This window comes from Roseovarius amoyensis (genome assembly GCF_003260265.1).
Classification (GTDB): domain Bacteria; phylum Pseudomonadota; class Alphaproteobacteria; order Rhodobacterales; family Rhodobacteraceae; genus Roseovarius; species Roseovarius amoyensis.
On record NZ_QITQ01000012.1, the window covers coordinates 67,107 to 82,257 of the forward strand.

At 66.1% G+C, this 15,151-nt stretch carries 14 protein-coding genes; 3 read left to right on the forward strand and 11 right to left on the reverse strand.

The window, feature by feature from the left end:
• Positions 1-87: 87 nt before the first annotated feature.
• The 3 genes from DL899_RS11755 to DL899_RS11765 all read left to right on the forward strand — a co-directional run bounded on the left by DL899_RS11755 (position 88) and on the right by DL899_RS11765 (position 4,063).
• The gene (locus tag DL899_RS11755; protein ID WP_111734555.1) at positions 88-1,290 is read left to right on the forward strand and encodes a methionine gamma-lyase; all 1,203 of its coding nucleotides are present in this window, start codon (positions 88-90) and stop codon (positions 1,288-1,290) included.
• 12 nt (positions 1,291-1,302) lie between these two features.
• Positions 1,303-3,669 (forward strand): 1-deoxy-D-xylulose-5-phosphate synthase N-terminal domain-containing protein, encoded by a 2,367-nt coding sequence (locus tag DL899_RS11760; protein WP_111734556.1) that lies wholly within the window; start codon positions 1,303-1,305, stop codon positions 3,667-3,669.
• Positions 3,670-3,922: 253 nt separating this feature from the next.
• Positions 3,923-4,063 carry an ANTAR domain-containing protein gene (locus DL899_RS11765; protein ID WP_111734557.1) on the forward strand — a complete coding sequence of 47 codons (141 nt, stop codon included), beginning with the start codon at positions 3,923-3,925 and terminating at the stop codon, positions 4,061-4,063.
• 12 nt (positions 4,064-4,075) lie between these two features.
• On the opposite strand, the gene DL899_RS11770 is transcribed toward DL899_RS11765, so the two are convergent.
• The 11 genes from DL899_RS11770 to DL899_RS11820 all read right to left on the reverse strand — a co-directional run bounded on the left by DL899_RS11770 (position 4,076) and on the right by DL899_RS11820 (position 14,999).
• Entirely contained in the window at positions 4,076-4,435 is a 360-nt protein-coding gene (locus DL899_RS11770; RefSeq protein WP_111734558.1) for a hypothetical protein, read from the reverse strand.
• A 24-nt stretch (positions 4,436-4,459) separates the two neighbouring features.
• Positions 4,460-6,481, reverse strand: coding sequence for a TonB-dependent receptor plug domain-containing protein (locus DL899_RS11775; protein ID WP_111734559.1), 2,022 nt, complete (start codon positions 6,479-6,481; stop codon positions 4,460-4,462).
• Between the two features lie 227 nt (positions 6,482-6,708).
• On the reverse strand, positions 6,709-8,004 hold the full coding sequence (locus DL899_RS11780; protein ID WP_111734560.1) for an NnrS family protein: 1,296 nt from the start codon (positions 8,002-8,004) through the stop codon (positions 6,709-6,711).
• Complete coding sequence (locus DL899_RS11785; protein ID WP_111734561.1) at positions 8,001-8,750, reverse strand: ABC transporter ATP-binding protein; 750 nt, start codon at positions 8,748-8,750, stop codon at positions 8,001-8,003. Before DL899_RS11785 ends, DL899_RS11780 begins: the two co-directional genes overlap by 4 nt.
• Entirely contained in the window at positions 8,747-9,583 is an 837-nt protein-coding gene (locus DL899_RS11790) for an ABC transporter permease (RefSeq protein ID WP_111734590.1), read from the reverse strand. Before DL899_RS11790 ends, DL899_RS11785 begins: the two co-directional genes overlap by 4 nt.
• Before the next feature lie 49 nt (positions 9,584-9,632).
• Positions 9,633-10,631, reverse strand: a complete 999-nt coding sequence (locus DL899_RS11795) for an ABC transporter substrate-binding protein (RefSeq protein ID WP_111734562.1) — start codon at positions 10,629-10,631, stop codon at positions 9,633-9,635.
• Complete coding sequence (locus tag DL899_RS11800) at positions 10,628-11,089, reverse strand: hypothetical protein (protein ID WP_111734563.1); 462 nt, start codon at positions 11,087-11,089, stop codon at positions 10,628-10,630. Before DL899_RS11800 ends, DL899_RS11795 begins: the two co-directional genes overlap by 4 nt.
• Before the next feature lie 119 nt (positions 11,090-11,208).
• Positions 11,209-12,009 carry a heme ABC transporter ATP-binding protein gene (locus tag DL899_RS11805; RefSeq protein ID WP_111734564.1) on the reverse strand — a complete coding sequence of 267 codons (801 nt, stop codon included), beginning with the start codon at positions 12,007-12,009 and terminating at the stop codon, positions 11,209-11,211.
• Positions 12,006-13,082, reverse strand: coding sequence for a FecCD family ABC transporter permease (locus tag DL899_RS11810; RefSeq protein WP_111734565.1), 1,077 nt, complete (start codon positions 13,080-13,082; stop codon positions 12,006-12,008). Before DL899_RS11810 ends, DL899_RS11805 begins: the two co-directional genes overlap by 4 nt.
• Positions 13,063-13,938 carry a heme/hemin ABC transporter substrate-binding protein gene (locus DL899_RS11815; RefSeq protein ID WP_111734566.1) on the reverse strand — a complete coding sequence of 292 codons (876 nt, stop codon included), beginning with the start codon at positions 13,936-13,938 and terminating at the stop codon, positions 13,063-13,065. The genes DL899_RS11810 and DL899_RS11815 overlap by 20 nt, the downstream gene beginning before the upstream one ends.
• Positions 13,938-14,999: a hemin-degrading factor gene (locus DL899_RS11820; RefSeq protein WP_111734567.1), complete on the reverse strand. Its 1,062-nt coding sequence runs from the start codon at positions 14,997-14,999 to the stop codon at positions 13,938-13,940. Before DL899_RS11820 ends, DL899_RS11815 begins: the two co-directional genes overlap by 1 nt.
• Between the last annotated feature and the right edge of the window lie 152 nt (positions 15,000-15,151).

Here is a 15,151-nt window from a genome sequence, read left to right on the forward strand (position 1 = left end):
AAAATTGTAACTTCCACTGGCAAAGGTCGCAATTCAATGCCCAGAAGTCCGGCGTATTATGGCGCAAACCGAAAACAGGAGCTTGCCATGTCCCGTCCCACCGGCTTTGCCACCCGCGCCATTCACCACGCATATGACCCGCAGGACCACGAGGGCGCGCTGACGCCTCCCGTGCACCTGACCTCGACCTTTGCGTTCGACTCCGCCGAGGCCGGCGGAGAGATGTTTGCAGGCGAACGCCAGGGCCACATCTACAGCCGCATCTCGAACCCGACCTGCGACCTGCTGGAACAGCGCATCGCCACGCTGGAGGGGGCCGAGGCCGGGCTGGCCCTGTCCAGCGGCATGGGGGCGGTGACGGCGGTGTTGTGGACGCTGCTGTCGCCCGGCGATCAGGTCATCGTCGACATGACGCTATATGGCTGCACCTTTGCCTTCATGCAGCACGGACTGGCCAAGTGGGGCATCACCATCACCCATGTCGACATGACCGACCTGGACAATCTGCGCGCCGCCATGACGGACAAGACCCGCGTCGTCTATTTCGAAACCCCCGCCAACCCGAACATGCGGCTGGTCGATATCGCCGAGGCCGCGCAGATCGCTCATGAGGGGGGCGCGCAGGTGGTGGTCGACAACACCTATGCCACGCCCTACCTGACCCGGCCGATCGAGCTGGGCGCCGATATCGTCCTGCATTCGGCCACCAAGTACCTGGGTGGACATGGCGACGTGGTGGCAGGGCTGGTCGCGGGCCGGGCCGAACAGGTTGCCGAAATCCGGCTGGTCGGGATGAAGGACATGACCGGCGCGGTCATGGCCCCGTTCAACGCCATGCTGGTCCTGCGCGGGCTGAAGACGCTGAACCTGCGCATGGATCGCCACTGCGCCTCGGCCCGCACGGTGGCCGACTACCTGGCCGCCCATCCGGCGGTGCGCACGGTTTACTATCCGGGCCTTGCCGATTTTCCTCAGCGTGACATAGCCGAGCGGCAGATGGACCAGCCCGGCGCCATGATCGCCTTTGAGGTCGAAGGCGGCATGGCTGGCGGTATCGCCATGATGAACCGGCTGCGGATGATACACCGCGCCGTGTCGCTGGGGGATGCCGAAACGCTGATCCAGCACCCGGCGTCGATGACCCATTCGACCTATACCCCCGAGGAACGTGCCGAGCACGGTATCAGCGACGGCCTGATCCGCCTGTCGGTGGGGCTGGAAGATGTCGAGGATATCCTTTCTGATCTGGACCAGGCGCTGCCCGGCCCTGTACGGTACGCCGCAGAGTAAGGGAACCTGACCATGCGCGCGCAAACAGACCACCTCAAGACGATCGAACAGCGGCTCTTGTGGCTGTCGCACTGGATGATCCACCACGCCAACCATGTCCGCCCCAAGGTGGACGGGATCAAGATCGGCGGGCACCAAGCCAGCTCGGCCTCGATGGTGTCTATAATGACGGCGCTCTATTTCTCGGCGCTGCGGCCCGAGGATCGGGTGGCGGTCAAGCCGCACGCATCGCCCATCTTTCACGCGATGCAATACCTGATGGGGAACCAGACCCGCGAGCGCATGGAAAACTTTCGCGGCTATGGCGGGGTGCAGAGCTATCCGAGCCGCACCAAGGATATCGACGATGTCGATTTCTCGACCGGGTCGGTCGGGCTGGGGGTGGGCATCACCGCGTTGGCGTCGCTGGTGCAGGATTTCATTGCCGCCAAGGACTGGGGTCAGGACGTGCGCCAGGGCCGCATGGTGGCGCTGGTGGGCGATGCCGAACTGGACGAGGGCAATGTCTATGAGGTGTTGCAGGAGGGGTGGAAGAACAACCTGCGCAACACCTGGTGGATCATCGACTACAACCGCCAATCCCTTGACGGCATCGTGCGTGAGGGTTTGTTCGAACGGATCGAAAAGATATTTGCCGCCTTCGGCTGGGACGTGGTCCGCGTCAAGTACGGAGCCCTGCAGCGCGCCGCGTTCGAGGAACCGGGCGGCGCTGCCCTGCGTGACTGGATCGACGCCTGCCCCAACCAGGAATATTCCGCGCTGACCTACATGGGCGGGGCGGTCTGGCGGCAGCGGTTGATGGATGACCTTGGCGATCAGGGCGACGTCACCGCGCTGATCGAGCGGCGCAGCGATGCCGAGCTTGCCGCGCTGATGGAAAACCTTGGCGGCAACTGCGTCGAGACGATGGCCGACACGTTCGCCGCCATCGACCATGACCGCCCGACCTGTTTCCTGGCCTACACGATCAAGGGCTGGGGCACGCCGATCGCCGGGCACAAGGACAACCACGGCGGGCTGATGACCAAGGCGCAGATGGCCGAGTGGCAGGCGCATATGGGCGTGCCGGAGGGGCAGGAATGGGACCCATTCGCCACCGTCGAGGATGTCGAGGGCCTCAAGGCGTTTCTTGGCCAGGTGCCCTTCTTCGCCGAGGGCATACGCCGCTACACCGATGCCAGGCTGACGGTTCCCGCCATTGCCTTTTCCAGCGACCGCGAGATTTCGACCCAGGCGGCCTTTGGCAAGATCATGGATGAACTGGGCAAGAGCGACAGCGACCTGGCCGCGCGGATCATGACGACCTCGCCCGATGTGACGGGCACCACGGGGCTGGGCGCGTTCGTCAACCGGCGCAAGCTTTTCGCCCGCGACGCGCTGCGCGATGCGTTCATCGAGCACCGCATTCCCTCGACCGCCAAATGGGATTTCACGCCAGAGGGCCAGCATCTCGAACTGGGCATAGCCGAGATGAACCTCTTCTTGCTGCTGGGGGCGGCGGGCTTGGCGCACAGCCTGTGGGGCAAGCGGCTGATCCCCATCGGTACGGTCTATGATCCCTTCGTGCATCGCGGCCTCGATGCGCTGAACTATGCCTGCTACCAGGATGCGCGGTTCATGATCGTGGGTACGCCCTCGGGCGTGACGCTGGCGCCCGAGGGCGGCGCGCACCAGTCCATCGGCACGCCGCTGACCGGCATGGCGCAAGACGGGCTGGCCGCGTTCGAACCGGCGTTTGCCGACGAGTTGGCGGTGATCATGGAATGGGCGTTCGACTACATGCAGCGCGACGGCGAGGGCGACCCGGACGAACGCACATGGCTGCGCGATGAAACCGGCGGTTCGGTCTATCTGCGTCTGACCACCAAGCCATTGGAACAGCCGGGAAAACGCGTGGATGACGCGTTTCGCCAGGGGGCCATAGACGGCGCCTACTGGCTGCGCAAGCCGGGCCCGAACTGTTCGGTCGTGATCGCCTATCAGGGCGCCGTCGCGGACGAGGCCATTGCCGCCGCCGGCATGATCGGCGAGACCCGCCGCGACGTCGGCGTGCTGGCCGTGACTTCTGCCGACCGGCTGAACGCGGGCTGGACCGCGGCGCAGCGCGAACGCGCGCGCGGCAATACGAACGCCCGGTCGCATATAGAACGGCTGCTGGGCGATCTGCCCCGCCACTGTGCCATCGTGACGGTGATCGACGGACACCCCGCCACGCTGGCCTGGCTGGGGTCGGTCGCGGGCCACAGAACCATCTCGCACGGGGTCGAACATTTTGGCCAGACCGGCACCATCGGCGATCTTGCGCGGCACTTCGGCATCGACCGAAAGGCCCTGGTTCAGTCGGTAAGTCGCCTTACAGACGGCATGGTCATCGCCTGAGCATCGCGGCCGTCAGGCGGCACCCCGGACCCGGTCGAGAGACCGGGCCGGCGTGGCGATCAATGGCCGTTTTCATGTGAGTTGGTGAGGTTCCCAATAAAGTGACGGGCCAGGGCGAATCCGTTGCCCGTCGATTGGTCATCCTGACCGCGCTTTGTGTAAGTGTATGAATTAGTTGCCGCGGTGAACCAGAAATCCTCCGTTATGAGAACTTCAAATCTGTCCCACAGGCGCTGACGTCAGACTCATTCTCATGCGGCATCGCGGGATCACGGAAAGAGAGGCCTACGACCTGATACGAAAACAGGCGATGGCCAAGCGAACGACCACGACAGAGATCGCGCAGTCCATCATCAATGCCGAGAGCATTCTCAGCACCATGGGAGGGACCTGACCGCCGCGGCGGTCAGTCCCCGACCGGGCCCTGCGCCGAAATGGTGCAGTATTCCATCGCCTTGCTATCCGCCTCACAAGCGTCGGCCTCGACCGGGCGCAGCACAAAGCCGTCGCCCAGATCGGTGCCTTTCAGCGTGACGTGATAGTGCCAGCGCATGTCGGCGGTGCTGTGGCCGTGTTTATAGGGGGTCAGCGCCAGATCGGTTTCGCCGCAGCGCATCGCCTCGATGGTATAGCCGGCGCCGGTCAGGACCTGCCCCACGACGTCGGCCTTGGCCTCGCAATCCTCCATTGTCTCGGCCTCGCTCAGCGCCATGTGGATGGCGCCGCCATTGCCGAGCGTCAGGATAAGTAGTGCGGTCGTCAGCATGCCGTATCTCCGTTTCCGAATGTCTCAGAACCGGGCCGTGAGAACAACATCGACGCTGCGCCCGGCACCCGGCATCTGTCCATAGGGCTGATAGGGCTTGTCGAAGAGATTGTTAAGCTGAACCGTGACCGAGGCATGTTCATTCACCTCCAGCGATCCGCGCAGATTGATCGTGGTCCAGGCACCCGCCCCGGCCGTGACGGCGCCGGTGTTGTCGCGCAGCTTGGTCCCGGTTTCGCCCGTGGCATACAGATCGAACGATGCGGGCATCCCACGGAATTCAAAATCCCTGCGCACGCCGATGGTGCCGGAAAAGTCGGGTGTGCCGCTGTCAGAGGTGTTGAAACCATTGCCATATTGCAGTTCGCGGCGCATCAGCGCGGCTGAAACATAGGGAACCACGGCGTTGCCGAGATCGTGCTCGGCATAGAGTTCGATTCCCACCGTTTCGGCACCATCGACGTTCTGGTACTGGGCGCGCGGCGTCGGACCCAGCGGCGGCAGCGCCTGCCGGACGATGTAATCATCGGCCTTGGTATGGAACAGCGTGGCGTCCAGGACGGTCATGCCATTGTCGAACCGCGCGCCCAGCTCGAAATTGTCCGCCGTTTCGGGTTTCAGGTTTGGGTTCGGCAGCGTCAGCGCCCCGCCTGCGGTGGTTTGGGTGAACAACTGGTTGAGCGTCGGATAGTTGTAACCTTGCGAGAACAGGCCGCGCAGCGCCCAGTTGTCGGCAGGGGTCCAGACAACGCCGGCGCTGGCCAGGAAACGGTCGTCGGAATTTCTGCTGAGGGCTGCGGTGTTGCTGGCCTCAAGATCTGCCTCGACGTTGTAGTAACGCCCGCCGAAATGCAGTGCCAGTTGTGGCGACAGCGTGATCTCGTTCTGCATGAAGACCGAGGTCGTGACGATGCTGGCCTTGTCGAACCCGATTGTGGGCGTGGGGGGCGGTCCAAATGGTGGCGTGACCAGGCTGGTGGAATTTACCTCCAGCGCGTCATCCTCGTACTGCGCGCCTATGATCGTGCGGACATTGTCCCAGAACTGCAGCTCGGCCGAGATGTTCAGGCCGAATGTCTCTTGTTCGTCGTTGTTGCTAGTGTCGATTGTCGGTGCGAACGGTCCCAGCACGATATTGTTGACGAATTCCCGGTCGATGGTCTGGTGGAACGCGTCGATCTTGAGAGAGGTAAGCCACGGCGTAAGGTCGGTGCCCTCGTAAAAGGCGCCCAGCTTGCGCAGGTCGCGCTTGGGCAGGTCGATGGTGAAGCCGGGTATGCCGGTATAGACCTCGGATGACAGGTCGTATGCCTGTGCCTCGACCCCGAAATAGTGGTTGCCGGTCCCATAACCCATGTAGGCGGACCAGTTTTCGTCCTCCACGCCCGATGGCACCAGTTCGCCAAAGCCGGCGGCGTGGCGGTTGCCCAGGTCGGACTTGCCCTGGCTGAGCCGCCAGGTGAAACCGCCCTGCCGCCCGGCGATGGAATTCGACAGTCGCCAGCCCTCGGTCGCGCCGAAATAGGACAGGGTCGAGGTGGCCTCGAACGGCTCGTCGGTGGCGCGCTTGGTGATGATGTTGATGGTGCCGCCGATGGCGCGCTGGCCGCTGATCACCGAGGACGCACCGCGAACCACCTCGATGCGTTCGACGGTGGAGGGGTCGACCACCACCGGCGGGCCATAGGTGGTATGGTCGGTGATCGCCTGGCCGTTGATCAGGATGCGCACGCGCCGTGCCTCTTCGCCGCGGATCCGGATGCGGGTAATCCCCGCCTCTTCGATCATCACGCCGGGAATGTCCTTGAGAAAGTCGGCCACGCGCGCGGGTGGAACCTTGGAAATCTCTTCTTCGTCGATCACGGTCACCGCCGAGGGGTTCTCGAAAACCGTGGTTTCCAGCCCCGTCCCCAGCAGCGTGAGCGTGCCCAGGAAGGTGTCGTCGCTATCCGCCTGTTGCGCTGCTGCGCCATGGGCAATCGCAGCCATTGCCACGCCAGCCAACAGGCGGGCCAGCCGGCGGTTTCTACCGGTAAGTTTCGTCATTGCCTTTTCCCTCTGTCCGTTTCCACGGCACGCGCGGAAACTTGTGCGCAGGTGTCACGGCTGGCGCAGGGCTGGCATTGACTTAGTTTTTTAATCAGATTTGGGGTGAATGCCGAAACATGAATGCAAAGTCAAGCAATTCGCGGGTATTCCGGGCCTTACATCCGGCTGTTGTAACGGGACAACGGCTGTGACTGGTCTTGCTGGCATGGAGCAGGCTGGTGGGCCTATTCGGCGGCGGCGATATCGGGCGGGGGTGCGATGGGCGTGACCGCTTCGGGCACCGAATCGGGCTCTGACAGGGCTGTGCTGGCGGTCGCCGTGGCTGGTGCAGCGGTGAAATATGGCCAAAAGACCGCCAGCCAAGTCAGGTACCCCGCTGCCCAGGCCAGGGATGCACCCGCATGCACCGGCCCGGGTATGTCCAGGCCGAGGTCAGGCGCCAGCCGCAGCGCAACCGATCCGGCCAGCGCCAGCGCGCCCAGCCTTACGGCCCAGTTCAGGCCCAGCGGACGGTTGGTGTGCATCAGCCCGGCGATGCAGAAGATCGCGTAGATTCCCAGCCCCAGCCCGCCCATGAAGGCGGCGTGCAGGCCGGTGACCTGCGTCCAGGGGGCGCCCAGCGCGGCGGCGCCGGCCATCATCAGCCCGGTCCCGGCCAGCGTACTGGCCCCCGCCAGCAGCAGGATCTCGGCCCGCAGCGCATCGCGCCCGACAAAGGCCTCGGCGATGCGGTCCATGAAGGCGGCGCCGGCGGCGAGCATCAGATACCCCGTCACCGCCGGCGACAGGCCCGCCACCTGACCGGCCATCGCCACCAGCACAAGGCCGGGTGCCAGGTTCAGCCGCCCGGGGTGGGGCCGAAACGGAGAGCTTTTCTCGGTCGGGTCGAGGATGAGATTGGTCACCGGCACCGTGACCCGGGAAAGGACGATCCCCAAGAGGCCGAGAAAGGCAAAGCCGACCAGATGGACAGCCATCGCCGCGCGCGCCACGTCCCCGAGGACGAAGGAAACCCGTGTCGCGGCAGTGCAGGCCATCAGCACGCCGATCCAGAAGACGAAAACCAGCAACCGGTCGGTGCGTTTCGACCACGACAGGCGCAGCAGATAGGCAAACAGCACCCCCATCCATGCCAGATCGGCCAGTGCGCCCAGGGCGCTCATCCCGTCCCATCCCAGGAGGCCGACAACGCGCCCCGCGCCCCAGAGGGCGGCCAGCAGCCACAGCGGGCGGCCACGCAAGGGTTCGGTATCCGTCCATTCCGCCGCGGCAGTCGTCAGGAACCCGATCAGTGCCGCGCCGAAGGCCCCGATCAGCATTTCGTGCGCGTGCCAGATCGAGGGCGGCACCGTGCGCGCCAGCGGCAGGTCGAACCCCATCGCCAGCACCCAGAACAGCGGAAAGACGGCCGCGTAAACCGCCGCGAGCGGAAAGAACAGCCTGAATCCCTCGTCGGCCAGCATCCCGGCGCGGGTCGTCGGCAGCGCCCGTTCGGGCCCGGATGCGGGGGCGCAGCTCATGCGATCTGCCTTTCGTCGACGTCGTGGATATGGCGAAACAGAGGATCGCGGCTTAGCGCGGCGGCGACCCATTCCTGTACCTGCGTGTCGCTGCGGCTGCCGGGGCGGCCGGGCAGGGAGCGGTCGCCCAGGATGCCGGCGCCGTAGGTGTCCAGCACCATGACGCGATGGGCGATGCGGGCCGCCTCGTGCAGGTCATGGGTGATAAAGAGGCCCGACAGCCCGGCATCGGCACAGTTCGAGATCGCCACGTCTTGCATCCGGCGGCGCAGGGCTACGTCGAGCGCGGTAAAGGGTTCGTCAAAATAGATGAAATCGGGCCGTACCGCCAACGCCCGCGCGATGGCGACGCGCTGGCGCATGCCGCCAGACAGTTCCACCGGGTACTTGGCCAGGTCGCCGGGTTCCAGCTCTGCCCGTGCCGCGGCCTCTGCAACACAATCTGCCCGCTGCCGCCGGGGCAGGCGGGACAGCCGCAGGCCAAAGGCGATGTTCTGCGCCGCCGTGGCCCAAGGCAGCAGCGACGGGTCCTGAAAGATCATCGCGTGGCGGCGATAGCGTCGCTCGATGCGGCCAGATTTCGGTTCCAACAGCCCGGCTGCGACGTGGGCCAGCGTTGACTTGCCGCATCCCGAGGGGCCGACCAGCGCGACGATTTCCTGCGCACCGACGGTCAGATCAACGGCCTTGAGCACCGACCGGCCCAGATAGGCGTGCTCGACGCCTGCAAGGGACAGCACGCTCATCGTTTCACCCCCCAGGGCTGTGCCGCGCGGCGCCAGCGGTCGATCTCGCCCTTGACGGGATGGACCAGCGTGTATTCCACCGCGATCAGCAGCAGAACGGCGATCAATACCCAAGCCAGCGCGGTGGCGATGTCCAAGTTGATCCGGGCATTGGCCAGCGCCCCGCCGATCCCGCCGGCATTTGCCAGTAGCTCGGCCATGACGGCAACCTTGAAGGCGGTGCCAAGTGCCAGCACCTGCGCCGGAAACAGCGTCGTCGTGGTCTGCCGCAACCCCACCGTCAGGAAACGCCGCACCGGCCCGGCGCCGAATGCCTGCGCCATACGGTCAAGGCCGCGGTCGCGGGTGGCGATGCCCTGCGCCGCGCCAAGGAACACCACCGGCAGGGCCGAGACCACGATCACAGTGCGTACCGTGGCGTCGGACCCGCCGAACCAGATCATCGCCAGCACGATCCAGGCGATGGGCGGCACCCCCATCAATACCGTGATCAGCGGCTGCGCCAGGCGCATCGTCGCGGGCGAATACCCGGCGATCAGACCGATGGTGATGCCCGCGCCGCTGACTAGGGCAAAGCCCGTCACCGCGCGCTGCAGGGTCAGCCCCGCCACCGCCCAGGCCGCCGGATCGCCCGCCAGCCGCCAGACTGCCGCGACCGTTTCCTGTGGCGAGGTCAGGATGAAGGGGCCATAGGCCTCGTGCCCGGCCTGCCAGATCGCCGCCAGCAGAAAAAGCGCCGCCAGCCCGGCCCAGCCCGACCACAGGAATTCCAGCACGCGCCCGGCGCGCTCAGTCAGGCGGGTCGTGATGGGGGGGCTGAGGCGGGCGGTCATTGCTGGCACCTTCGGGCTGGCCGGGCCGGGGCGTTTTCGGCAGGTCGGGTCATAGATAGAAACCGTCATCGGGCAATCGGCCGTTGATCGCGGCCATGTCGGCACCGGTCATCGCGGTCAGCATCCGCTCAATATCGGCGCGGGCCTGGGTCGCGGTCCGCGCGACAAGGTTGCAATGGGGGATCGACGCGGCCAGCAGCGGCGCGGGCATGCTCAGCGCCCCGGTGGCGTGGCTGGCGGCTGTGGCGGGGTCGGCCAGCACCTCTGCCGTTGCGGTCTCGATCCCCGCCATGATCAGCGGCAGGGCGTCGCCATGCTGGTCCAGCCAATCGCCGGTGATCGCCAGTCCGGCCTGCGGCAACACCCCGGCGGCGCCTGTCATCTCGCCCCAGGCGGCCTGCATGTCGATGGCGCGGCGGATGTTCCGGCCGGCCTGCCGCCCCTGGATGACGGCGGCGGTGGTCGCCGGTTCGGCATTCAGCGCCGCCTCGACCCGGCCGGCGAGCAGCAATTGCATCGCCTCTATAGGCGAGCCGGCATAGGTGATCTGCATATCTGTCGCGGCGTCCAGCCCGTGATGGGTCAGCAATTGGCCGAACAGGATCTCGGGCGTGTCGCCGCGAAATGGGACGGCGATGGTGCGCCCCTTCAGATCGGGGATCGTGTTGATGGTGTCGTCGCCGGTGGCAACATACAGCAACCCGTCGGTCATGACGTTGGCCAGCCGGATCGGAAAGCCACGGTTGTAGAGGTTCGCCGCCGCCTGAACCGGCACGATGGACAGGCTGATATTGCCCGAGGTCAGCCCGGCGCGCAGCTCATCCGGTGTGCGCCAGGCGCTCATGCTGGCCGCTTCGGCGATATCGGCAAAGCGGTCCGTCGCCACAGCATGCGCCAGCGTGACAGAGGGGCCGGCGGGCGGGCCGGAAAATGCCAGCGCGCCGATGCGGGGCTGTGCCCGCAGCAGGCCGGGCGCCGCCAGAACTGGCGCGCAGGCAAGCGCCCCCAGCAGCAGGGCACGGCGGTTGGGCGGCTGGTGGGGTGTCATGGCGAACTCCTTTCAACGGGGGCGGTGGGGCGGAAAAATGCCTCGCGCAGCGCCGAACCACCAAGGATCGGCAGAGCAGTCGGGATTGCGTATAGGGCCACAGCGCCCCAAACCCCGAGCGTATCAAGCGGTACGAACCCCAGGCCGGGGCCGAATGCCCCATGCAGCGCAGTCATGGCCAGCACGGCCACTGGCCAGAACACCAGCCGCAAGCGCGCCCGTGGCAGAAACACGGCGAACAGGCCCAGCGCCAGCACAGCCGGCCACCATGCGATGGCCAGCACCGCGATTCCGCCCAGGGCAATCAGTACTGAAAAGCGCAAATCAAACGGCCACAGGCCGCCCGCGAACGTGGCCTGCACGATGGCGGCAACCAACAGCACCACAAGGACCAAGAGGTGCAGCACAAGGCGCGTTCCACGGCTTTGCTTGCCCGATGTGGTCGTTGTGCGGCTCATGACAGCGCCCTGAATATGTATTTTGAATATGGATACGACGAAGGGTTTTGCCGTGCAACGCATTATTGACAGAAATGCTCGGAAATATTGTCGCGGTGGATTCCACGATCTTGCGCAGGTTACGATGATTGCGCGCCCTGCAATGTCGCGGCATGGGGCAGCACCCAGGTGCCGCCCGACGGCGGCTGATGATTGACGCGCAGGTTGCAGCCATAGGCGTGCGACAGCGTGGTATCGGTCAGCACCGCCGCCGGGGCGCCGTTGGCGATGATCCGGCCGCCATGCACCATCGTGACGGCATCGGCGAACATCGCGGTCAGGTTCAAATCGTGCATCACCGCGATCACCCCGCCGCCGCGTTCGGCATAGCCGCGCACCAGCTCCATCACCACCAGCTGGTGACCAATGTCGAGGCTGGAAACGGGTTCATCCAGCAACAGCCAGCGGGGTTCGCCCCCCTCGACCGGGTCCCACACCTGCGTCAGCACGCGGGCCAGTTGCACGCGCTGCTGTTCGCCGCCCGAAAGCTCGTGATAAAGCCGCCCACCATATCCTGACAGGCCGACCGCATCGAGTGCACGCAGGGGCAGGTGGTCGCGCCCGGCCGAGATGCCCGCGCTCAGGCCGAGGCGGACGACCTCGATCACCGTAAAGGAAAAGGCGAGCGTGGCCGATTGCGGCAACACCGCGCGCATGGCAGCCAGTTCCCACGCTTTCAGATGCGCAGTATCATGGCCGTTGATCGTGACGCGGCCCGAAAAGGGCACCTCGCCGCAAAGTGCGCGCAAGAGCGTGCTCTTGCCCGACCCGTTCGGCCCGACGATGGCAGTCAACCGCCCGGCCTCGGCGGTGAAATCGACGCCGTGCAGGATGGCGCGGCGGCCAAGGCTTACGCCTATGTCATGGGCGCGAAAGCTCATGACTCCACCACCATCCGGTTGCGCAGCAGGATCCACAGAAAGACCGGTGCGCCGAGGATGGCCGTGACGATACCGATGGGCAGCTCGGCCGGGGCGATCACCACGCGGCTGATCATGTCTGCCCCCAACAGCAGGCCGGCCCCCAGCAGCGCGGCATTAGGCAGCAGCATCCGGTGGTCGGGCCCTGACGCCAGCCGCAGCAGGTGCGGCACCACGATGCCGACAAAGCCGATGCCACCCGACACCGCGACCGCCGCGCCGGTGGCGGCGGCGACGGCCAGAACCGACAAGTTCTTGACCCGCTGGACGGGAACGCCCAGGTGCCCGGCCGCCGCCTCGCCCAGTGCCAGCGCGTTCAGTCCGCGCGCCAGGAACGGTGCGCCCAGCAACGCCACCACGATGATCGGCGCGGCGGCCATCAGCTTGGCCCATGTCGCACCGGAGAGCGATCCGAGCCCCCAGAATGTCAGGTCGCGCAGTTGCTGGTCGTCGGCGGCATAGACCAGCAGGCCCGAGAGCGCCGCCGCCAGTGCCCCCAGCGCGATACCGGCCAGCAGCATGGTCGCGACCGAGGTACGCCCGCCGCGCGTCGAGACGCGGTAAAGCAGCAGCGTCGTGGCCCAACTGCCGGCAAAGGCGGCCAGCGGCACCAGGTGCGCGCCAACCAGCGCCATTGCCCCCGCCGGCAGGGCAGAGCCCAGGACGATGGCGCTGATCGCGCCCAGCCCGGCCCCGGCACTGACCCCGACCAGCCCCGGATCAGCCAGCGGGTTGCGGAAAAGCCCCTGCATCACCGCGCCCGACACTGCCAGCGCCGCCCCCACCAGCACGCCCATCAGCGTGCGCGGCAGGCGGATGTTCCACAGGATCGTTTCGTCCACGGATGACAGCGGCCGACCCAGCGCCAGGTCGGCCAGGGTCGACCACAGCGACGTGCCTGCAGCACCGATGGCCAGGCTTGCCGTCATTGCCGCGATCAGCCCCAGCGCCAGCCACAAGGTCAGTCGCCTTGCGGCCGCGGCGCGGTCGGGCAGCGCGGCATCGGCGATCTCGTTACAGGCTGCCAGGGTCATCGTCCCGTTCACCGTAAAGCGCATCCGCCAGGTCCTGCACCGCCAGCGCCGTGCGCGGGCCAAAACCCAGCAGGTACTGCCCGCCCATACGGATCACTGTGCGGGACTTGCCCGCCGGCGTGGCCGCGATGGCGGGCATGGCGAAAAGCGTGTCGTCGTCGATCAGCGCCTGCCCGCCGCGCGTCATCATAAGGATGGCGTCCGGCGCTGCCGCGACGATGGCTTCGTCGCTGACAGGCTTGTAGCCGTCGAACCCCTCCAGCGCGTTGACCGCACCGGCCATTTCGATCACGGCGGCGGCCTCGGTGCCCTTGCCGGCGGCCAGAATCCGCCCGCCCTGACCGCTGAGCACGAACAGCACACGCTTTCTGTCCTCGTCCGCAATCGCGGTGGCGCGGGTGGCGGCATGGTCAAGCTGGGCGGAAGTCTCTGCCTCCAGCGCGCTTGTATCGACCTTCAGCGCCGCACCCACGGCGCGGACCTTGTCGAGGATGCCGGTGCCTGACGGCGCATCCGGGATCAGCACCAGCGGCACCTGCGCCTCGTGTAACAAGTCCAGCGTTTCGGGTGGGCCGACATCGGCCTCGGCCAGGATCAGGCCGGGGTCCAGCGACAGAACGCCCTCGGGCGACAGCGCGCGGACATAACCCACGTCGGGCAGGTCAAGCGCCGCGTCGGGATAGTTCGACGTCGTGTCGCGGGCGACCAGCCGGTCCTGCTGGCCAAGCGCATAGACGATTTCGGTGATCGACCCGCCGACCGAGATGACGCGCTCGCCCGGGTCCGGGAACACGGGCGAGGCGATGGTCATCAGGGCCGCGAAGGCCGCGATACCCGCGCGGCGAATGCCCCCCATCAGGCGACCCCTTCACCGGCGAGGTCGGGCAGGGCATCGACCACCTTCTGCCAGTCGTCGCGGCTGTCGGGCATGTCGCGCCCGGCGGGCACCGGGAAAATCTGAAAGATCAGCCCGCCCTCGGCGTCGAATGCCTCGACCGAAACTGCCGGCCCGCGCTTGGTGGGTTTGGTCACTTCCCAGACTTCGGCGATATGATCGAGCCGCAGGTGCAGGTTGAAGCCGGGATCAAGGATGTTCTGCCACGGCCCCATTGGCTTGAGCGTCTCGATGGTGCCGGAACGGATCTGGATGCAACCCTGGTTGCCCACGAAGATCATGATCGGAAAGCCGCCATCGCGCACGGCATGCAGCATCTGGTCGACCGCGTCGGTCTGCAAGGCGCGGGCATAGGGTGCACCGACGATCCGGTAGGCGCCCAGTCGGTTCATCTTAAGCCGGTTGGCCATCGCATAGAACTGGTGCGTGTCGGTCATCGCCGCCCACCCCTCGCGCAGGGCGTCCAGCTTGGCCGGGTTGGACTTGGCCGGTTCCACCGGCTCGCGCGGCTGAACGTCCTGCCCGTCGGACTGGTCTTCGTGGCGCAGCGTCTCGACCGCGCGCGCCCAGGCGTCGAGGTCGGACCCATCGCGCAGGAAGATCTTGTTCACGGCGTCACCCGCCTTGTCGAAAACCTGCAGGCTGCGGCGGATGCCGTTCGCGGTGGGTTTCTCGACGGCAAAGGCGCTGGCCCACCGGCCCGGAAAGATGCGCAGGTCGATGGGGTCGTTCAGCACCATCGCGGCATGTTTGCCGGGCTTGTAGTTGCCGTAGGTGCCGACCACCTCGCTCACGCACGACTCGTTGCGGGTCAGGGCCATTACCTCGCCCAGGGTGCAGGCGGCAGTATTGATGCCGTCAGGGTGGGGGTTCAGCCTGGTGGCGCCTGCGCCGACATGGGCGGCGACAAGCTGTGCCTCGGTAATGCCCAGCCCGTCGGCCAGGTCGCGTTCGCGCAAATCGGGGCTGTCTGCCCGTGCTGCGCGGATGTCGTTGGGTGAAAGAGGGGTGTCCAGGGCCATATGAGCCACCTTTGCTTCAGTAAATCGTTTTTGGGGGCGGTATCTGGCTTGGGCGCGGTGGCGCCTGTCGCTGGATAATGCGCGGCATCAGGTCGCGCGCATGTTGTTGACATTTTTAGTCGGAATCAATATCGACTGCAAGCAATAAGGCG